Origin of the sequence: Bradyrhizobium sp. IAR9, from assembly GCF_013408065.1 — a bacterium.
Taxonomy (GTDB): domain Bacteria; phylum Pseudomonadota; class Alphaproteobacteria; order Rhizobiales; family Xanthobacteraceae; genus Bradyrhizobium.
On record NZ_JACBZW010000013.1, the window covers coordinates 1 to 19,839 of the forward strand.

Below are 19,839 nucleotides of genomic sequence, written 5' to 3' on the forward strand. Positions count from 1 at the left end.
ATCGCCGCGATCGCGGCCTGAGGCCGGCCCAGTTTTGGCTTCAAGACTCGCGGTCCTGTAAGGCTGTTTTTACACGACCAAGACCCATAGCAGACCTCAAACCATCGAGCTGCTCTAAGGTAGCAGATCGGATTTCAATGCGTATGCGGCGCCGCCGAACCCGTTTTAGATCGCACTATGTAGGGCTTCCGCAGTCGTAGAAGCGGTTTCTCGAAGAACTCGCATGACAGCCCCGCCAGGGGTGCGACGGCCGCGAAAAGCACGGTCCCAGCTGGGAGCGCCCACCAAAAGTTGGCGTCTTGGCCACCACGGTCTTCGATGAGGGAGGCCGCCAGAGCTCTTATGTGATCGAGGCGAGAAAAATATAAGCCACTGCAGGATTTTATGAAATCACGAACTATGCTCGGTCTAAATCGACCAGATAAGCTAACTAACTACTCAAAGCTTCCGCAACGCCAGGCGTTCCTGCTTCTTGACCGCTGGTGGGTGCCTGTTGCGAGTCTTTGAGGAGCCGCAGCGCCGCAGCCGTGACGAGACCCGTGGCGAGCAGGTACGCGGGAGATATGTCCAAGCCGGGTCCTTCGAAGACCAGATAGGAGAACAATCCCGCGGCCGACACGATGAAGCCGACCCAGGCTAGCTTCGGTAGGCGAAATCGACGTTCGCTCCGCCAAAGACCAAGCACGAGGTAGTACGCGAGAAGGCTGTTGCAGAGTGCCGCCGGCAGCACCCCCAGGACGATTCCGGTTTCAAACGCGAGATAGGATAACACGCCGTCGAGCTGAGCAATCACCGCGAAGGGCAAATAGCGCGGATTGAGGCAGGCCAGCGCGATCGACGCAAGCTCGAACGCGTAGAAGTACCGCTCGTGCATCTTCGGGAGCAAATAGGGCATGAGCATAAGCGATACACATGCGGCCACCAGAATAAACTCCGGCCCCGCCCGTTGAGAGCGCGCGATGAAGATCGATAAGGCAAGCCCGCTCGCCGCCGCGAGCACTATGCCGACGGCGACCCCGATCGCGTACGGCATTCCTCCAGCCAACACCCAGATGTTCGCTGCGTTCATGGTGAGGCGATTGAATGTGTGAGCTTGGTCCAAATAGACCGCAAACACGGAGACTAACGATCTGCCGGCGACGAGAACCGGTATCGCGAGAACCAGATAGATCCCGGGAACGGTAGCTAGCCACGCCAGGTGGATCCGGCGGCGCAACATCATGCCGAGCACGAAGGGTCCCAGGAACACGCCCTGAGCCTTCACAGAAAACGCCATCGCAAATGGCGCAACGCCATTTCGGTCCCGCATGAAAAGCGCCACGGAAACCAGGGTGAAGAAGGTCCAGATCGAATCGGCCTGCCCCCACAATGCGCCATTGAAGATCACCGTAGGTGCAAGCCAAACCGCGCAGAAGGCCACGCACGCGCGCAACGGTACCTTTGTCGCTCGCCAGGCCATCTGGGCGACGACGAGCGCGCAGCCCAGCTCGAATACTCCCGAGATCGCTTTCACGAGGGACAGTGGCTGTCCCAGCCAATCAAAATGGGCGGCGATCAGCAGGAGATAGCTATAAACCGGGGTGTAGTTGGTGAAAGGTTCGGCCAGTGCAGCATTACCGTGATCTCGAGCAAAGGCATACCACGGGATCAGGAACTGAATGGCGTCGTCGGTGGCGTGCTCCCGGGCGAAGTAACGGAGCCCAAGGCCTGCAAACCCGGCCCCCATCACTAGGCCGATCGCAAGCGGCGAGTACGTGTGCAACGTCTCGTTAGGCCTGATGCAGAGGCCGGGATCGGCCGACGTGCCAATAGTCTCTTTTTTCACGCGATCGCTTTTGCTTTTGAAGTCTTTGGAGGGCGTTGCGACTTCATTTTGCTTTCAACCTAAAGGAGTAATCATTTCCAGTTTCATAAGGAGCGGTTCTGCCATGGGCAATTTCTCTCAGAAGGATTGTTTGGTTAGCAAAGCTTTGGTGGAAACTGATGATCGTTTAAGTTGGCCGGAAGCAGGGACGCGGTTCGCATTGGGCCGCCTTCATGGTTCTCACGCCCCCGCGTACGGCCGTGGAAGATGCGTTGATGCAGGTCGCCGGTGAGCATCAGTTGCGCGTCCTCGTGTGGATTGAAGGCCGCGCCGGTCGCAAGGGCCTTCGCCTGATCTCAGGGGCTACCGGTGAGCCGCCGCGTATGTCTGCTTATCCCCAGCCAAGCCAGATATTTGACAAGGACATGGAAGCACGACGGCCGCAATAAATCAGTTTTCGCATTCTATGTTCAACAGCGGCCAGATACGCCAGCCTCATGGGACTGAGGCCTTCACCGAATCCAAAGCACGACGCCAACCGTGCCGTTGTTGCCGAATATTCCCGAATGTGTGTCAAAACTCACACAGGTCTGCTGACAAGCAGAAAGGCCGCAAAGGTCGGACATGAACGGCCTCTGCGGCCGATACCGCGTCGTTCCGCACGATCGGCGGGGCGGCTGAACCTAAGCATATCGCGCGCCAGCCTCGCCACGATCTTAGTCCGTCATTAGCGAGAACCTGTCAGTGTTGCTCTTGGGACGGGGCCGTGGGGGACAAACCTGCTGACGCTACTCGAAGATCGCCAGCAACTGCCAATAGTCCGGCCCGCTCAATATCATCGGAAGCCTCGACCGCAAGCTCTAAGCAAAATCGTTCGAGACGATGAAACTCCTTGAGATCTCGGTTCATCGCCAATCCGCACCCCCGCTGCCAACTTAAATGGACGTTGAGGTCTCATGGTGAAAAAGTCTCTAACTTGTTATGCCGGTGCCATAAAGAACCCCGCCAGCATGATCGTCTGCGCTAGTCCTGGGCTGCCTCAATGATCCTCTTTCGATGACATGGCAGGCGTGAGATGAACCGTGAGATTCGAAACTCGAACACTAAAATTGCGATCGCAGTGCCGATTGCAATGCAGGTGGCGATCACGATGGTTGTAGTCCTCTTAGTCGGAACACGGGGATGGGACGACGGCGCGATCACACTCGCTTACTCGAAGACCTTCGCTGCGACCGGCCGCATCGCACTGACGCCGCTTTCGGAACAGGTGGAGGGGTTTTCCACTATCGCGTGGTTCCTAATTAATTCGTTCGTCGCCCTGTTCCAGCCGAGCTTTGCTACTGCCATCGCCGTTGCTCAGGGCATGACGGGGCTCTTCTTCTGCCTTTCGATCCTTCAGATCTGGTTGCTAACCAAGGATCTTAAACTCGATAAGTTCGCCTCGACCCTGTTGCTCTCGACCTACGCTGCTCTCGGAATGTCTTTGAGCGAAATCGCGAACGGAATGGAAATGCCGCTCTTGTGTTTCACGGGGGTTGGGGTCGTACGGAATCTATATTTTCGCCCAAATCTGTTGCAGGCTGCAGCCTTCGGGAGTGTGTTCCTCCTTACTCGTTTTGAGGCATTGGTCTACTACGCATTCATCCTTGCACCGCTTTTATACGAGCGCCGGACCAAAGACTTCGTGATCCTGGCGCTTACGGGCACGGCAGTGCTGGGTGGGACCGAGGCCCTGCGGCTCTGGCTTTTCTCGGATTGGGTTTCTAACACCATCTACGCCAAAATGCAGCCTCCCTACCACGAAGACAACCTAAGGGAGTTAGTCAAAAAGGCCTCTGCGGCATTCGAAGTCGTGAGGGCAATGCCACTGTTGTTCTCGTCTATGGCTATCATAGTGTATCTGCACTTTGCTTGCTTTTTAGACGCGTTTAATCAGCGAACGGAGCTATTCACCAAGTCGTTATATCTCTTTGCCCCCATGTTCGGAGTAATTGCATTCAACTCTGCAATAGGGACTAATTGGGGTTACGTGGGGCGAATGCAAACGCTCGCTTTCCCGTTTGCACTTCTTCTATTCGGGTTTTGGTCTAAGAAACTCGAGTTGTTTCGCAGTGAACTGCAGCGCTCATATGTTTTGATTGCCACAATAGTAACGGTTGTAGTCAGCTGGTGGTCAAGCGCCAGGCCGCCGCTCTCGCAAGCTTATCTGACAATCAGATCACAGGCACAGTCTGCTCCATTCGGTGTAACGCCCGCATCCTACCGGCTCACCGGACTTGCCGTGGATCGGATCCGGGAATTGACAGGCAGGGCGAGTATTAGCTTTCTAACGCCAGACGTGGGTGGTGTCGGCCTTTGTTGCTCACGCGTGAGGATCGTGGATTTAGGCCTTCTCGCGAACCGAATCCTTGCCCATCAAGGGTACGGCGCACTAGACGACGTCATATCTACCGAGCGCCCCGAGCTAATCGAGGCCCATGAGCAGTGGGCAGAGATTCCAATGCTCTACAAGCTAGCGTCGTTTACTCGGTCATATGAACCCCTCATCATTGACAACACACGAATGTATGTTCGTCGTGACGTAGCAAAGAAACTGTTGGTTAGCGGCTTTGCTGTAACTTGCAGCCTAGAGGATAAGGACTGCCGGTCGCGGGCGCTAATTGAGCACCGGTATGCGCTTTATTCGACTAAGGATGACGACTTCGAGTTCCTGAAGAGTGGTTATTTTGTCGATGTCACTTCGCGTTGAAGGAGGCATTTTCGGCAGAGCCGATTGCGCGGCGGCGTGGGATTCAGCATTGGTCCGCACCGCCGCCGCTGCTGTATTGGAAACCAAAAGTGGCACTACCGTTTGATCTAGCCGCTTTTGCCGAACAAGGCGCGGCGTTAGGGTAATCCTCGATGTCTCCGGCCGGTGGCCGGCGGGAGAGTAGTGCGGCGCAATCAAGCCACTTTCTGCTGATCGTCGATAGGCTCGGCCACCAATTTAACGCCGAGCGCGTTCATTGCCTTGGAGGCGGTTGGCTATCTTGCCGTCCCAACAAAGTGTCCGTCCGCCTCGCCGTCCTTAGTGAATCTTGGACAGACGCAAAAGCCTCCCGGTGAGCTGCGGGTTGGACACATGACCTTTGGTGCTCCCGACGGCAGTTCGGAAGCATTCACGAGGCATTGCGAATTAGGTTTTGGATCCTGCGACGCACCCTTAGCGTACACGGCTGTACCAGCGCCGGCCAGCATTAAAACAATAAGGACGCCTTGAAGGAAGCTCATGCGTGGTCCTTATAGCGGTGGCAATCAATTGAGCGGTTCTTCAACGGATCGAGCAACATCATCGGATAGCGGCGCGCTACGGCAAATTTACCGCCAACTGCCTCGCTCTTCCAGTTCGCTAATCAGGCTATGGCTCGGCGCTAAACTAAATAAGTCCTATCCTAGATTGATGCCGCGGAACCTGTGGAGGAGCTTTGCTTCATTCCTCGCGCCGATAAGTATTCCGCTGCGTCTGTGTCTCGCGAATTTCTTGGTAACTCGTCGCTTCATCTATGAGACGCATCGTGCATGAGCGTGCGAGCTGCTTAGCGATAATTTGGGCGCGGTTGGCGATGTCGTGCTGAGTGGCTTTTAAGACTCCAGCATGTTGTGCGCGCGCAAAGACATCGCAGACCTTTGGGAGGAAGTTCGGCGCGTACCCGAACGCCTTAACGCCCTGCTTGGTGCGGAATTCGATCTGGTCGGCTATCGCGAAAAGGTCTTCGCCGATAAAAGGCTTGAGACTCTGCACTGTCAAAAAAGCAGGGAGATTGGGGCCGCTCCTGTAATACTGACGTCCTTTGGGCGGGCGAATGCGGCCTAGGCCCACCATGAAGCCACTCTGAGTGATCACGCGCTGCCCGTTGTCGAGGACCGCAACCTCGATCTCGATGGTTCCGAATTGAAGGACGCCTTCATGCGTCGCTTGCGGCAAGTGTCTCGCCCAGCGGGCTTTAGCGGCCTTCCGAGCTATTTCCCTGCGCTCGTCACGTGATAGGGCGGCTGCCCTTGCAGCGCCGCCAGCGGCTCGGGCGGGAACTCCCCACTGGACTTTCCACCGCGTTCTCCGCCGCGCGTGGTCGAGGTCTAACCTTACTTTTCTACGCGTATTCATACTTCAGCAATATGGTCAGATCAGAAAATTGCAAGCGCGGCGTGGCCGCAAAATGGGCTCGGTGAAGCGAAGCAATTACGCGGCGAGCAACTCCGGATCATTTAGTATGGCCTTGACACGTTCTGGTGACGAGCACTGCCAGACTGCTGTACAAAATGCCCTCAGCATCATGTCTCTGCACCGAATTTGTGGAACCGGCGGAAACGTTGACGCGAGAGCTTGGGCGACACTTAGTGCCTGGTAGATATTTCGTTCCTGGTAGAGCTTCGGGCCAAAGAGGCCTCCCAGCAATCCGCCCCAAAAGTTATGCTTGTGCGAACGCACCAAGACGCCCTTCTTGCCCACCGAGATCCAGCAGGCGTCTCCGCTCTCCAGTATGATGGTCGCATCGTGGCCAAATTTTTCGTTGATGTAGAGCAGGCGCGGCATCACTCGTCACTCTTAGCTTTCTTACTTTTAGCTTTTTTGTATTTTCGGAAATTTCACGTAATCGAAGGGGCCCATTCCTTATAACTTTAGGCCCTGATCAGGGCCACTGATTGCTTGCTCCGAGTCTATGAGCCCCGCGGATCGCTTGTAGCTTAGGAGGGCGAGGCTTGTCTCATTTCAGATCTCATTCCAAAGTCATAACGGGGATGGCGTCGGATGGCTTGAATTCGGGCGAATTCGCCAGCACAATGCTCCTGAATTCATCTCTGAATTTCCAATCCGAACAAGAACATAGGGAAGACGCCCGTGGGACATGGAATGAAGGCCGCGATTGCGCTGACAGTCGCGCTGTGCGGCACTCCGGCTGTTGCCGGCTGGGAGCCGGCAAAGCCGGTCGAGATCGTGGTGGCGGCGGGTGCGGGCGGCGCCTCCGACCAGATGGCGCGGATGATGCAGGCCGCGATCCAGAAGAACAATCTGATGAAGCAGCCGATCGTCGTCTCGCTCAAGGGCGGCGCCTCGGGTGCCGAAGCGCTGATGTACATGAAGTCCAGCGAGGGCGATCCGAACAAGGTGCTGATCGCCTATTCGCTGATCTACATGCTGCCGCTGTCGGCCAAGATCCCCTTCAATTGGCGTGAGCTGACCCCGGTTTCGGTGGTCGCGCTCGACCAGTTCGTGCTCTGGGACAACAGCGCGGGCCCCAAGACGGTGAAGGAGTTCGTCGCGGCCGCGAAGGCGGCGAGCGCGCCGTTCAAGATGGGCGGCACCGGCTCCAAGCGCGAGGACCACGTGCTGACCGTCTTCCTCGAGCAGAAGACCGGCGCAAAATTCTCCTATCTGCCCTACAAGTCCGGCGGCGAGGCCGCGACCCAGCTGGTCGGCAACCACACCGAGGCCAACGTCAACAATCCATCGGAAAATCTCGAAGTCTGGCGCGCTGGCCAGGTGCGTCCGCTCTGCGTGTTCGACAAGGAGCGCATCTCCTACACCAGCAAGGTGACGGACACCCAGTCCTGGGCCGACATCCCCACCTGCAAGGAGGAGGGCGTCGACGTCCAGTACCTGATGCTGCGCGCGATGTTCCTGCCCGGCAAGGTGACGGCCGAGCAGCAGGCGTTCTATGTCGAGCTGTTCCACAAGGTGACGCAGACCGCCGAGTACAAGGACTACATGGAGAAGCAGGCGCTGAAGCCGATCTTCCTCACCGGCAAGGATATGGTGCAGTTCCTCGAGGAGGACGATGCCATTAACAAGTCGCTGATGACGGAAGCCGGATTCGTCGCGAAGTAGTCGTCTCTCTCTCTCCCTCTTCTCCCTCTCCCTGCCCTCACGGGGAGAGGGCTGGGGTGAGGGGCTCTCTCCGCGAGTCCGATTCTCACCGTCCCTGTGGAGACTCCCCTCACTCCAACCCTCTCCCCGCACGCCGAGAGAGGGGAATTGAACGCACTCCGTCCCTGACAGAGCATGTCCCAAACCGATCTTGAAATCGTCGTTGACGATCCGACCGCGCCTGAAGACGACTCGCCTTCCGTCGTCTCGTCCGGCACGATCGAGGTATTCGTCTGCCTCCTGCTGCTCGCGCTGGCCGTCACGCTCGGCTACGACAATTGGCGCACCGGCGCATCCTGGGATTCGACCGGGCCCGAACCCGGTTATTTTCCGTTCTATCTCTCGGTCATCCTCGGCGGCGGCAGCCTCTACGGCCTGATCGTGGCGCTGCTGGCGCGGCGTGCGGCGTCCGGAACCTTCGTCACGCGCGCGCAGGCCCGCCGCGTCATGGCGGTGTTCGTGCCGACGCTGCTGTTCTGCCTCGTGATGCAGTTCCTCGGCCTCTATGTCGCGAGCTTCCTCCTGATCTCGGGCTTCATGCGCTTCGTCGGCAAGATCGCGCTGTGGAAGTCGCTGCTCACCGCTCTTGTGTTCACGGCGATCATGTTCGTCACATTCGATGTCGCCTTCGACGTCATCATGCCGAAAGGGCCGCTCGAAGCGGCCTTCGGCCGCTAGGCGGTCCCGCGATGGAAGCTTTCGGTCTCCTGCTTCACGGCTTTGCCGTCCTGCTGACGTGGAAGACGCTCGTGCTGATGATGGTCGGGCTGGTGCTCGGCATCTTCGTCGGCGTGCTGCCGGGCCTCGGTGGCCCCAACGGCGTTGCGATCCTGCTGCCGCTCACCTTCACGATGGATCCGACTTCGGCGATCGTGATGCTGTCCTGCATCTATTGGGGCGCGCTGTTCGGCGGTGCGATCACCTCGATCCTGTTCAACATCCCCGGCGAAGCCTGGTCGGTCGCGACCACCTTCGACGGCTATCCGATGGCCCAGCAGGGCAGGGCGGCGGAGGCACTGACCGCGGCGTTCACCTCCTCCTTCATCGGCTCGCTGGTCGCGGTGCTGCTGATCACGTTCCTCGCGCCGATGATCTCGTCCTTTGCGCTGAAGTTCGGCCCGCCCGAGTTCTTCGCGGTGTATCTGCTGACCTTCTGCTCGTTCGTCGGATTGGGGCGCGAGGCCAAGCACAAGACGGTCATCTCGATGTCGCTGGGGCTGCTGCTCGCCGGCATCGGCATGGATACGGTGTCGGGCAATCTCCGCATGACCTTCGGCTCGCCGGAGCTGCTCCGCGGCATCAACTTCCTGGTCGCGGTGATCGGACTGTTCGGGATCAGCGAGATCCTGCTGACGATGGAGGAGCGGCTGGCGCTGCGCGGCCACGCCGCAAGCATCTCGCTCCGCGTCGTGCTCGGCGTCTGGAAGGACCTGCCGAAATACTGGACCACGCTGCTGCGTTCCTCCTTCATCGGCTGCTGGCTCGGCATCACCCCGGGCGGCGCGATCGCGGCTTCCTTCATGGGCTACAACCTTGCCAAGCGTTTTGCCAAGGATCCCGAAAGTTTCGGCAAGGGCCGCATCGAGGGCGTGTTCGCGCCGGAGACGGCGGCACATGCGTCAGGCACCTCGGCGCTGCTGCCGATGCTGGCGCTCGGCATTCCCGGCTCGGGCACCGCGGCGATCCTGCTCGGCGGCCTGATGGTGTGGGGCCTCAATCCGGGCCCGCTGCTGTTCGTCGAGCATAAGGACTTCGTTTGGGGCCTGATCGCCTCGATGTATCTCGGCAATGTCGTCGGCCTCGTGCTGGTGCTGACGACGGTGCCGATCTTCGCCTCGATCCTGCGCGTGCCGTTTGCCGCGGTGGCGCCGATGATCGTGGTGTCCTGCGCGATCGGCGCCTACGCGATCCAGAACGCGATGTTCGACATCTGGCTGATGCTCGGCTTCGGCGTCGTCGGCTACGTCTTCAAGAAGATCGGCATTCCGCTGGCGCCGTTCACCCTCGCGCTCGTGCTCGGCAATCGCGCCGAGGACGCCTTTCGTCTGTCGATGATCGGCTCCGGCGGCGACCTCAAGGTATTCTGGTCGAACGGCCTGGTCGGCTCGATCACGACGTTGGCGATCGTCCTGCTGTTCTGGCCAGTGATCGACGGACTCCTTACGCGCTTGGGACGGAAGCAACGGGGCTAGAGCTATGCAAGGGTAAGGCAAATATTTGGCCCGGCATGGAAGCCCGCATGCGCGGGAGGTTGTGAGCTGAGGGCATTCGAGGCACGCTCGGTTCTTATGCAGCACGACCCATCTCCTTGCGCTAATTCTCTCTCTCTCTCTCTCTCTCTCTCTCTCTCTCTCTCATCGTGGTTGGCTCTGTGGCATTTTCTGACGGGCTACCCGGCAACAAGCTGCCATGACTTTGGGCACCGTCTAGTTGACGCCCGGTTTTGGCTCAAAGCCGAAGTGTAGGTGAAGCGTCAACGGAGAGAACTGCGCATTCTTCATTGAATGACGAACTAAAATACCGGCCGCCAGTGCTGCCGGAGTCAATGGATGCTTCTTGCGAGTACGGCAATCGTTCCGGCGAATGCGAGTTGCGAACCCACGCCAAATAGTCCTGTCAACGCGCGCTTAGAGTGTATCCACCAATGAAAGCGTTGGAGGACGTGAAGCAAGCCACGCGGGTAAAGGGTGTGAGTGAATTGCAACGCGTCTGGCAACATCGCGGTGGAGGCGCCGATCGCAATTGTCCAAATCGATCCTTCCGCTGCAAACATCCAGAGCGCAAGGCCGAGCCCGGCGCAAGCATCAATCCCGATGATTGACAAATCCCTCAGCGTCGCGCGGCTGAAGGACAGGCGGCGATTGTTGGCACCTTTGCCTAGACTTATCGAGTGAAGTGGATAGTCCCAATGCGGAATTGCATCAATTGCAAAATGACTTGCGAACCCTGCGATCGCCGCGGCTGCCGGGTGCAATGGAAACAGGCTGGCGATCGCGCCACCGACGATCGCATGCGTACTCAGGATCATCTGATTCTCTATTTACTGCAGGAATGGTTGTGGATGGGAACAATAGCATTGACTACCCTAGTCATATCGTGGTCCTCCGAGGTTGCTGCGATTTGACCAAGGGAGATCATCTTGCGCTAACCGTTGGAAAAGAGAATGTTAGACGTGATTGTCGGAATTGGCCTTCGGATCAAGACCGGCCTCGGTTGCACGAGCGGCTGTTAGAGTCCCGAAAGTGCGGCGACAGGAAGCAGCGGAGCGGGATCTTCGCTCTCTTGTTACAGCAGATACTATCGACCAGGACAGCAGCGAATAAGCAGGCGACAACCATCAAGCCGGTAAACACGGAGAGAAACCAATTTTGTATCATCTTCTTCAACCATGTCATGCCTCTAGAGCAGCGAGGGCTTGAACCGTCAAGTCGAAAGGGTACTGTCCGTGCCCTTGCCGACGTCGGCCTGGGGTGGCGAGGCGCGTGAACGCCGCGAGCCCGTGCGCATCTTCGGGTTCAGCATGATCGCACGCATGTTGCCGTTTATATTCTAGAAAGTCGGAACTGCGCCGCGGTTAGCCCGACTGCTCACGCCGGCGTGCTGGGCGCCGCAGATGATCGTGGTATCCTGCGCGATCGGCGTCTACGCAATCCCGAAATGCGAGATCGCCTCTGGCTGATGCTCGGCTTCGTCGTGGTCCGGCCATTCGTCAAGAAGATCGGCATTTCGCTGGCGCCGTTCACCCTCGCGCTCGTGCTCGGCAATCGCGCCGAGGATGCCTTTCGTCTGTCGATGATCGGCTCCGGCGGCGACCTCAGGGTGTTTTGGTCGAACGGCCTGGTCGGCTCGATCACGACGCTGGCAATCGTCCTGCCGTTCTGGCCGGTGATCGACGGCATGCTTTCCCGCGTCGGATGGACGCAGCGGACCAGGACGACATTGCAACCCAAATAAGCCTCTTAAATTCAAGAGTATAAGGCAAGCGGTGTCGTTGTAGTCCGGGTCACTACACGCCGCGATTGTTTCTGGATGTTGCTGCCGCGGCACAGCCTTTCGGCAGGTGGTGGCGTATGTTTCGATCACAAAATCGTGCGGAGGGGGTTCTCCATGAAGCGGATCGTGATTGGAATGGCAGCGGCGATGTCGCTGTTCGCGACGGGCGCGTTGGCTGCCGATATCGCAGCAAGACCCTATGTGAAGGCGCCTATCGTCGATCCGGTGTGGAGCTGGACCGGCTGGTACGTCGGCGCCAATGGCGGCTACAGCTGGGGCCGTTCGCGCACCGACGTATCCTATTTTAACACGCCGACTGGCACACCGATCGCGCCTCCGGCCGGCTCCATAACCAGTGGGGCGTTCGACATGAACGGCGGTATCGCGGGCGGCCAAGCCGGCTACAATTGGCAAAATGCCAACTGGGTCTATGGCATCGAGGGCGACCTCCAGTGGTCGGGCGAGAAGGGCAGCGCCGGCTTCAGCTGCGTCGGTACTGCCGTCGCGCCGGTCGCCGGCCCCTGTCTTCCCGGCCTGACGTTCTTGCCGCCCGGCGGTCTGGCTGGCACGACCTTGACGGTCGACCAGAAGCTCCAGTGGTTCGGCACGGTCCGGGGCCGCGTTGGTATCCTGGCGACCCCGAAGGTGCTGTTCTACGGCACTGGTGGTCTGGCCTTCGGCGAAATCAAGACCACAGGCACGATGACGAGTTTCAGCGGCATTGCGCCCTTTGGTGCTCCGATTACATCGGTCGGTTCCAACTCAACCACGCGCGTCGGCTGGACCGCCGGCGTTGGCGTCGAGGGCAAGATCACCCGGAACTGGAGTGCCAAGCTCGAATATCTCTACATGGATCTCGGGCGCTTCTCGTCCGGTCCGTTCACGCTGTCGCCCGCCTTGCCGATCAGCGCCAATGTCTCGTCGCACTTCACCGACCACATCCTGCGCGCCGGCATCAACTACCAGTTCGACAGCCCGGTCGTCGCCAGGTACTAAGATCAACAGAGGCGTCCAACAAGAAGCAAAGCCCGGCTCGCGCCGGGCTTTGTCGTTTGGCGACGGCAGGCGAGGGGCTCACACCACCTTGGCGTCCCTAAGTTTGCTGATCTCGTCCGCGCTGAGGCCGAATTCCTTCAAGACCTCGTCGGTCTGCTCGGCGAATTCCGGCGATTCGGCAAAAGCAATGTGTCGCAGAGCAACCTCGCTGTAAGGCCAGGGGCCTTAGTCGGGACAATTTCCGGTACCGCCGACGCGTGAGAACTTCGACCGGGCTTTCACCGCATGGCACAGATTCTGTCGAGAGGAAACTCAGTGTCCATGACTGGCCACGAGTGCCGCCGAGCTTTTGCAGACAAGCCGCTTCTCGGTTGGCATATCTCGCCAGCTATCGCATGGGCAAACGCGAGCTTTGTGTTACGAGGAGGCTGAAGGAACTTCGTCGAAAGCAAAGCTTCCTGGTCGCTTTTGGTGTAAACTGGCACGTACGGCGTGTGCCACCGCGCGATGATCTCGCCGCAATTGTTACATCGAAAGAGCCCCGTCTCAGACGTGGCAGAGGCTCTTATGGAGCGTAGGTAAACGGACTGACACACCGGGCAGACCGTATGCGAAATATTTCGACTAGGTGCCCCCATCACTTTCTCTCCGGAGCTCGCGGTTGGTCTCGCCACTGGCAGTCTACAAAACCGAGGTGCAACCGCAAGTCCGTCATTGCATTCGGACTTCATGCGAAAGTTGTCATCGGTTGCTATCCCGCTAATGGGACCGGAACCAAAGCAGAAATCCCGAACTCACGAGCATCGATTCGCGCCCGGCGGATCAGGCCGCGTACGAAAGGAGCCCATTTCATCCGCGAACGGCTTCGGGTGAGTCGACGCCGAAGATGGCTAATACATTCATGGGTTGGTGCGGTCCGCGGCTGCGTCTACATTTCGGGAGGCCACAACATTACAAACAAGTCAATTTCTGATGTATTGGTTATGTTCATTCCTCCGTTATGAGCCAAAGGGAAATCAAATGGCCTCTAGATTGTTGCAGCGTTGGCGAGCCCGACGCTTACCTTTGTTTTGTCCGCGATGTCTCGAGATAGCCTCCAAAAGTTCATTCACGCGAGGGCGATGGTTACTCCAAGGCGAAGAATTATCTTGTGAACGCTGCGGGAAGTGCGCCGACATCGCAGGCTGGCGGCTCGCCGCCGATTACGTGCTGCGGCCTTCAGAAAGATTCTCAAATCCGTTCCCGGACGTATTTCGATGATTGAGAGGCAGTTTGGCAAACCAACACTGACTGTTCTGGACGACTGCTGACGGAATTCTGCAATCGCCTTGCCAATGTCGTTCAACAAACTCGCGAGAGATCGTTCTCTGTGAAGAGGCTGGCTAATCTACACGACTCTGTAACCTCTAAGTTCCACGATCATGGCTCGTTCGGCTATCGCCATGGTTGGTTCGCGCTCGTGAATTACTCGTTCTTCGATGACAACTTCGCTCCTGGGTATATCTCTGCGCGGCGGAGCTTGATTCGTCATGCTTGAAACCATTCTCTTGTTGCTGACACTCTGGGCTATCGCTCTCGTGCTGATCGCATTTTGGAGATTACACAGGCATATTTGATTGCGTGCTAATCGAGCCGCCACACGCGCGCACATAAAGCTCAGCCTCAGACGGATCCACTCTCGTTATCGGCAAACCCGAATTCTTTTACCACCTAGTCTGCTCCCGAGTTCAACAGCCGAGCCACCATTCTGCTCAGGGCTGCCGGATGACGCAACGGCGGGTCCGGCCATGGGATGTCGAGGCTGGAAGCAGCTTCCATCGGGTTGATGCGGTTCTCCTACTAGGTTCTGGGAGAAGCCGCTCGACGCCCTGTGCAGGGTCATGCTAGTTTAAATCGATCAAGTCCTGGTGCTTGGGATGCAGGAAGCTCCATTCCGATCTAGCCGTTTGCTGCTGACCTCTGTGAGGATAGTGGGGGGCGCCGCTGCGGTTACGGCAGGTTTTCTTATTTCGTCCTGTGTGAGCTCTGGCGAAATCTCATCGAAATCAAGACTTACAACTGGTGCTCCTTGGGCCCGGGATTTGAACGAGCCGCCGCCTAGCCGACCGCCAGCACGGAGACCTGAGTAGACCTTGCAGGCAACAGCCAGGGCTTCACGTGTTGCCCGCTTATGCGGTAAGTTGGGGCGCCATCCAAGTGAGACCTATCAGAGGTGGGTCCCTCAGTCGCGCGGAGCCTGCCTCCCAGAGCACGCAGCATTGTGTTTGGTCTCAGAGACCATTGTAAAGCCAGGCGTCTGCCGCTTGTGTGTCCAAGCTGTCTCGATCCGGCCTCAGGATCGACTTTAGCACTGGAATAATGGCTACTAGGTGAAAAAAAGCTGCGTTGCGAAGTGTACGTTGCGGGATGGTGACTGGCGGCGGACTATCAGAGGCGACAGCTTCCCGTTGCTGGCTAGTAATTGAAGCCGTGGTACTCTGGTTGAACTCAATGAGGCAGCTTTTCGTCGAATTCATCCAACGGCGCCATGCCATCAGCCCACCTCAAAGTTGTGGCTCAAAACAGCGCTTCTAAAATCTCCTCCTGCCACCGGACGAATAAGCTGCGCGCGTTGCGCTGCGAACAGCGTCTCGCGTTTCGATACGCTTTTTTGGACCTGTAACTCAAAATCGAGCACTCTTAGATCACTCGGGCTTCTCTCAGGCTTGCGATCTCGTTGGCGTCGAAGCCGAACTCGTTCAGGACCTCGTCGGTCTGCTCGCCGAATTCCGGCGGCCGCGCCACCATCCTGCTCGGGGTACGCGACAGCGTCACGGGCTGGCCGACCAGGCTGATGTGGCGGTCCTCGTCGTTCGGCACATCCTGGGCAATGCCGAGATGCTTGACCTGGGCGTCCTTGAACATCTGGTCGATCGCGTAGATCGGCCCGCAGGGCACGCCGGCCTCGTTGAGCTCGCTGACCCAGGTCTCGGTCGACTTCGTCACGGTGCGCTTCTCGATCTCGGCGTTGAGTGCGTTGCGATTCTTGGAGCGGGCAGGGGCCGTCGCATAGTCGGGATGGGCATAGAGTTCCGGTGCGCCGATCGCCTGGGCGCAGCGCTCCCAGATCCGCCCGCCCGTGGTGGCGATGTTGATGTAGCCGTCCGAGGTCTTGAACACGCCCGTCGGAATGCTGGTCGGGTGGTTGTTGCCGGCCTGCTTGGCGACCTCCTTCTCCATCAGCCAGCGTGCGGCCTGGAAGTCGAGCATGAAGATCTGGGCCTGGAGCAGCGAGGTCTGCACCCACTGGCCCTTGCCCGAGACCTCGCGCTCGAGCAGCGCGGTGAGGATGCCCATGGCGCAGAACAGCCCGGCCGTCAGGTCGGCGACGGGGATGCCGACCCGCATCGGGCCTTGGCCCGGCGCCCCGGTGATCGACATCAGCCCGCCCATGCCTTGCGCGATCTGATCGAAGCCGGGCCGCTTGTGATAGGGGCCGTCCTGACCGAAGCCGGAGATGCTGCCATAGACGATGCGCGGGTTGATTGCGGCAAGGCTTTCATAGTCGATGCCGAGCTTCTTCTTCACGTCGGGCCGGAAATTCTCGACCACGACGTCGGCCTTGGCGGCGAGGCGCTTGAACACGGCGAGCCCGCGCTCGTCCTTCAGGTTCAGCGTCATGGCCCGCTTGTTGCGGTGCAAATTCTGGAAGTCGGAACCGCGCCGCGGCCCGCCCGGCTGCTCGCCGCCGGCATCCTCGGTCAGCGCGTCGATCTTGACGACATTGGCGCCCCAGTCCGCCAGCTGCCGCACGCAGGTGGGCCCGGAGCGGACGCGGGTCAGATCGAGCACGGTGAAGCGCGACAGGGCTTCCGAGGCATGCGGAAAGGGCATCTTGAGAGGCTCCGGGACAGATTGCGGACCTACCATAGTGCCGAACGACCACACGACAAGCCGGCCCGGCGCCGATGCCGCCTACCGAAATGCCATGCCTGATGCGGTGCCCGAGCGATCAGCGCGACAGGCGCTTCAACTCCGTGCGTGCCTGCTCGGCCAGGGGATCATCGCCGTGGCGCGCAATGAAGAGCTCGAGCGCCTGGCGCGTTCCCCTGCGGCGGGCGGCTTCGTATTCCTCTGCCACCGCAACGGCGGGATCGCGGGCCAGCGGCATGGAGGGCGCACGCGCCGCCTTGCCGCTGTCGTCCGCCTTGGCCTTCTCCACCATGACAGGCAGTCCTCCGAAGGGTTGATGGTCCAGCCCGGCGAGCGCCATCAAGGCGCCAAACAGACCGGCTATGAGTGAACGTCGTTTCATGAAACCCTGTAAAATTTGGTGCCGCAGGAACCGAGGCTGTTGTTGCGCCCCGTATGACTACGGGATCTGATGGCTAACACAGTCTTATGGAAGAGGGGCAGGCGGAGCTGCCCAATTTAAACCAAACGTTTAACTCTCACGCTAGAATCATGTGCTTTCGTCCCGAATCGCGCGCGATGTGTTGCTCTGGAGGGTCCTTTGGCTACCGCTGTTAATGTCAGTGCCACCAACAACGCCGAGATCGACGGGCTGCTGTCGGGCTACAAATGGTCTGGCACGATCACTTACAGTTTTCCCGACGCACCGAGCGACTATGCCAATCCCTACGGTGGCGGTGACGGCGAGCCGACCATGTCGGGCTTTGCCTCGGCGCCCACCCAGATCCAGGCGGCCATCAACTACGCGATCGGGCTGATCCTCAGCTACACCAATGCCGACATCCAGTACGCGGGCACGAACGGCGCCGACATCATGATCGCGCAGTCGCCGGCGGCCAATCCGACCGCCTACGCCTACTATCCTGGCAATTACGCGTCCGGCGGTGACGTCTGGTTCGGCACTCAATACAATTTCTCGCTGGCCAAGCTCGGCAATTATTACTTCACCACCGCGCTGCACGAGCTCGGCCATGCCTTCGGCCTCAAGCACAGCCAGGAGGCCGGCGGCCCCGGCAACGTCGCGGTGCCGAGCGCGCATGACGACAGCGAATACACCGTCATGAGCTATCGCAGCTATGTCGGCGGCTCGACCACGTCCGGCTACACCAACGAAGCGTACGGATATTCGCAGACCTACATGGCCAACGATATCCTCGCGCTGCAGACGATGTACGGCGCGGACTACACGACCCAGAGCGGCAGCACGGTCTACACTTGGAATCCGACCACCGGGCAGGAGTTCATCAACGGCGTCGGCCAGCTCGCACCGGGCGGTGGCGTCGGCGGCTCGGCCAACCGCATCTACGAGACGGTCTGGGACGGCGGCGGCGTCGATACATACGACCTGTCGAACTACACGACGAATCTGAGCATTAACCTCAATCCCGGCGCCTCGTCGGTGTTCTCCTCCGTGCAGCTGGCCTATCTCGGCGACGGCCACTACGCATCGGGCAACGTCTACAACGCCTATCTCTATAATGGCGACGCGCGCTCCTACATCGACAACGCCATCGGCGGATCCGGCAACGACGCCATCGTCGGCAACGCCATCGCCAACACGCTGAACGGCGGCGGCGGCAACGACACGATCACCGGCGGGGCGGGCAACGACACCATCATCGGCGGCTCGGGCACCGACACCGCGGTGTATTCGGGCAGCCGAGTGAATTACGGGGTCTCGTACAATTCGGCGACCCAGACATTCGCGGTGGCTGATCTGCGTTCCGGCTCGCCTGACGGGACTGACACCGTGACAGGAACTGAGTATTTTCAGTTCGCCGACGGCAAAATTGCAAGCGCCAACCTGATCAACGCTACGATCGAAGCGGTCGGGTCGACCAGTTTGGTGCAGACGGGAGATAACTTCTATCTTGACGCTATCAGCACGGGCAGCGGGCCCATCCTGAAGATTTCCGGCTCGCCGGTCAGCGCCATTGGGTGCGGCACCTGGGCGCCCATCGCAGCCGAGCAAACCGCCAGCGGATATGATGTGGCCTGGAAGGACTCGGTGTCAGGCCACTACACGGCCTGGAGCACGGACAGCAACGGCAACTATATCAGCAATATCGTTCCCGAGGTGACGGGTACGAATGCGTCGTTTCAGTCGCTGGAGAACACCTTCCATCAAGACCTCAATGGTGATGGCAGCATTGGTGTTCTCGCCAAAACGATTGAGGTGCAGGGCTCCACCAAGTTGGTGCAGACGGGAGATAACTTCTATCTTGACGCTATCAGCACGGGCAGCGGGCCCATCCTGAAGATTTCCGGCTCGCCGGTCAGCGCCATTGGGTGCGGCACCTGGGCGCCCATCGCAGCCGAGCAAACCGCCAGCGGATATGATGTGGCCTGGAAGGACTCGGTGTCAGGCCACTACACGGCCTGGAGCACGGACAGCAACGGCAACTATATCAGCAATATCGTTCCCGAGGTGACGGGTACGAATGCGTCGTTTCAGTCGCTGGAGAACACCTTCCATCAAGACCTCAATGGTGATGGCAGCATTGGTGTTCTCGCCAAAACGATTGAGGTGCAGGGCTCCACCAAGTTGGTGCAGACGGGAGATAACTTCTATCTTGACCCTATCAGTACGGGCAGCGGGCCCATCCTGAAGATTTCCGGCTCGCCGGTCAGCGCCATTGGGTGCGGCACCTGGGCGCCCATCGCAGCCGAGCAAACCGCCAGCGGATATGATGTGGCCTGGAAGGACTCGGTGTCAGGCCACTACACGGCCTGGAGCACGGACAGCAACGGCAACTATATCAGCAATATCGTTCCCGAGGTGACGGGTACGAATGCGTCGTTTCAGTCGCTGGAGAACACCTTCCATCAAGACCTCAATGGTGATGGCAGCGTCGGTGTGAGCGGCGCGTCATCTGCCGCGAATCTTCTGGTACACTTCTTGATCTACTGAAGTGCGTTATGAACTTTGCGTCTGTCGTAGCGCTTCGCTCGAAGAAGAGATGAACGCGTGGACGTCCCAAGCCTCTCGAGGCTCCCACGTTGCTGCTGGTCCCGGCCGTGCTGGTGCTGATAAAGGGCGACACCGCACTGCGTGAGCGGGTTCTCGAAGCGGGCATTTTGACACCCGACAAACTGCCTGAACGGCGCCCGGGGACAGCAGCAGGAGCAGCAGGGATGTCGCCGCGGAACCGTGAGTAGTCGCTCGTAGGATTCGGAGAAGAACCCGATC

12 protein-coding genes and 1 pseudogene are annotated in these 19,839 nt (G+C 59.1%); 7 read left to right on the forward strand and 6 right to left on the reverse strand.

Annotated features, from left to right (window positions below; all coding sequences use genetic code 11):
* Positions 1-430: 430 nt before the first annotated feature.
* Complete coding sequence (locus tag GGD67_RS28600; protein ID WP_179737562.1) at positions 431-1,825, reverse strand: hypothetical protein; 1,395 nt, start codon at positions 1,823-1,825, stop codon at positions 431-433.
* A gap of 1,054 nt (positions 1,826-2,879) precedes the next feature.
* On the opposite strand from GGD67_RS28600, the gene GGD67_RS28605 reads away from it, so the two are divergent.
* Positions 2,880-4,553: a hypothetical protein gene (locus tag GGD67_RS28605; RefSeq protein WP_179737564.1), complete on the forward strand. Its 1,674-nt coding sequence runs from the start codon at positions 2,880-2,882 to the stop codon at positions 4,551-4,553.
* Between the two features lie 720 nt (positions 4,554-5,273).
* Here GGD67_RS28605 and GGD67_RS28610 read toward each other — a convergent pair.
* On the reverse strand, positions 5,274-5,768 hold the full coding sequence (locus GGD67_RS28610) for a hypothetical protein (RefSeq protein ID WP_179737566.1): 495 nt from the start codon (positions 5,766-5,768) through the stop codon (positions 5,274-5,276).
* 255 nt (positions 5,769-6,023) lie between these two features.
* Complete coding sequence (locus GGD67_RS28615; protein WP_179737568.1) at positions 6,024-6,377, reverse strand: hypothetical protein; 354 nt, start codon at positions 6,375-6,377, stop codon at positions 6,024-6,026.
* Positions 6,378-6,695: 318 nt separating this feature from the next.
* On the opposite strand from GGD67_RS28615, the gene GGD67_RS28620 reads away from it, so the two are divergent.
* The 3 genes from GGD67_RS28620 to GGD67_RS28630 all read left to right on the forward strand — a co-directional run bounded on the left by GGD67_RS28620 (position 6,696) and on the right by GGD67_RS28630 (position 9,901).
* Entirely contained in the window at positions 6,696-7,670 is a 975-nt protein-coding gene (locus GGD67_RS28620; RefSeq protein WP_165637466.1) for a tripartite tricarboxylate transporter substrate binding protein, read from the forward strand.
* Between the two features lie 174 nt (positions 7,671-7,844).
* Entirely contained in the window at positions 7,845-8,387 is a 543-nt protein-coding gene (locus GGD67_RS28625; RefSeq protein WP_179737570.1) for a tripartite tricarboxylate transporter TctB family protein, read from the forward strand.
* Between the two features lie 11 nt (positions 8,388-8,398).
* Positions 8,399-9,901: a tripartite tricarboxylate transporter permease gene (locus GGD67_RS28630; protein ID WP_179737572.1), complete on the forward strand. Its 1,503-nt coding sequence runs from the start codon at positions 8,399-8,401 to the stop codon at positions 9,899-9,901.
* Between the two features lie 350 nt (positions 9,902-10,251).
* Here GGD67_RS28630 and GGD67_RS28635 read toward each other — a convergent pair whose 3' ends face one another.
* Positions 10,252-10,737, reverse strand: coding sequence for a hypothetical protein (locus GGD67_RS28635; RefSeq protein WP_179737574.1), 486 nt, complete (start codon positions 10,735-10,737; stop codon positions 10,252-10,254).
* Positions 10,738-11,271: 534 nt separating this feature from the next.
* Here GGD67_RS28635 and GGD67_RS28640 point away from each other — a divergent pair.
* A pseudogene (locus GGD67_RS28640) lies at positions 11,272-11,663 on the forward strand (tripartite tricarboxylate transporter permease); the annotation flags it as partial.
* Positions 11,664-11,816: 153 nt separating this feature from the next.
* Positions 11,817-12,698: an outer membrane protein gene (locus tag GGD67_RS28645; protein ID WP_104461356.1), complete on the forward strand. Its 882-nt coding sequence runs from the start codon at positions 11,817-11,819 to the stop codon at positions 12,696-12,698.
* 2,679 nt (positions 12,699-15,377) lie between these two features.
* Here GGD67_RS28645 and GGD67_RS28650 read toward each other — a convergent pair.
* Together GGD67_RS28650 and GGD67_RS28655 are read right to left on the reverse strand one after the other, a co-directional pair.
* On the reverse strand, positions 15,378-16,571 hold the full coding sequence (locus tag GGD67_RS28650) for a CaiB/BaiF CoA-transferase family protein (protein WP_179737576.1): 1,194 nt from the start codon (positions 16,569-16,571) through the stop codon (positions 15,378-15,380).
* A gap of 118 nt (positions 16,572-16,689) precedes the next feature.
* Complete coding sequence (locus GGD67_RS28655; RefSeq protein WP_179737578.1) at positions 16,690-16,992, reverse strand: hypothetical protein; 303 nt, start codon at positions 16,990-16,992, stop codon at positions 16,690-16,692.
* Between the two features lie 198 nt (positions 16,993-17,190).
* Between GGD67_RS28655 and GGD67_RS28660 the strand changes: the two genes are divergently transcribed.
* On the forward strand, positions 17,191-19,560 hold the full coding sequence (locus GGD67_RS28660) for a M10 family metallopeptidase C-terminal domain-containing protein (protein WP_179737580.1): 2,370 nt from the start codon (positions 17,191-17,193) through the stop codon (positions 19,558-19,560).
* The last annotated feature ends 279 nt before the right edge of the window (positions 19,561-19,839 follow it).

What these genes read in the sequence shown, in the direction of transcription:
- GGD67_RS28630 (WP_179737572.1), top strand. Translation starts at nt 8,399, where the DNA reads ATGGAAGCTTTCGGTCTCCTGCTTCACGGCTTTGCCGTCCTGCTGACG.
- GGD67_RS28645 (WP_104461356.1), top strand. Translation starts at nt 11,817, where the DNA reads ATGAAGCGGATCGTGATTGGAATGGCAGCGGCGATGTCGCTGTTCGCG.
- GGD67_RS28655 (WP_179737578.1), bottom strand. Translation starts at nt 16,992, where the DNA reads ATGAAACGACGTTCACTCATAGCCGGTCTGTTTGGCGCCTTGATGGCG.
- GGD67_RS28650 (WP_179737576.1), bottom strand. Translation starts at nt 16,571, where the DNA reads ATGCCCTTTCCGCATGCCTCGGAAGCCCTGTCGCGCTTCACCGTGCTC.
- GGD67_RS28625 (WP_179737570.1), top strand. Translation starts at nt 7,845, where the DNA reads ATGTCCCAAACCGATCTTGAAATCGTCGTTGACGATCCGACCGCGCCT.
- GGD67_RS28620 (WP_165637466.1), top strand. Translation starts at nt 6,696, where the DNA reads ATGAAGGCCGCGATTGCGCTGACAGTCGCGCTGTGCGGCACTCCGGCT.
- GGD67_RS28615 (WP_179737568.1), bottom strand. Translation starts at nt 6,377, where the DNA reads ATGCCGCGCCTGCTCTACATCAACGAAAAATTTGGCCACGATGCGACC.
- GGD67_RS28605 (WP_179737564.1), top strand. Translation starts at nt 2,880, where the DNA reads ATGAACCGTGAGATTCGAAACTCGAACACTAAAATTGCGATCGCAGTG.
- GGD67_RS28635 (WP_179737574.1), bottom strand. Translation starts at nt 10,737, where the DNA reads ATGATCCTGAGTACGCATGCGATCGTCGGTGGCGCGATCGCCAGCCTG.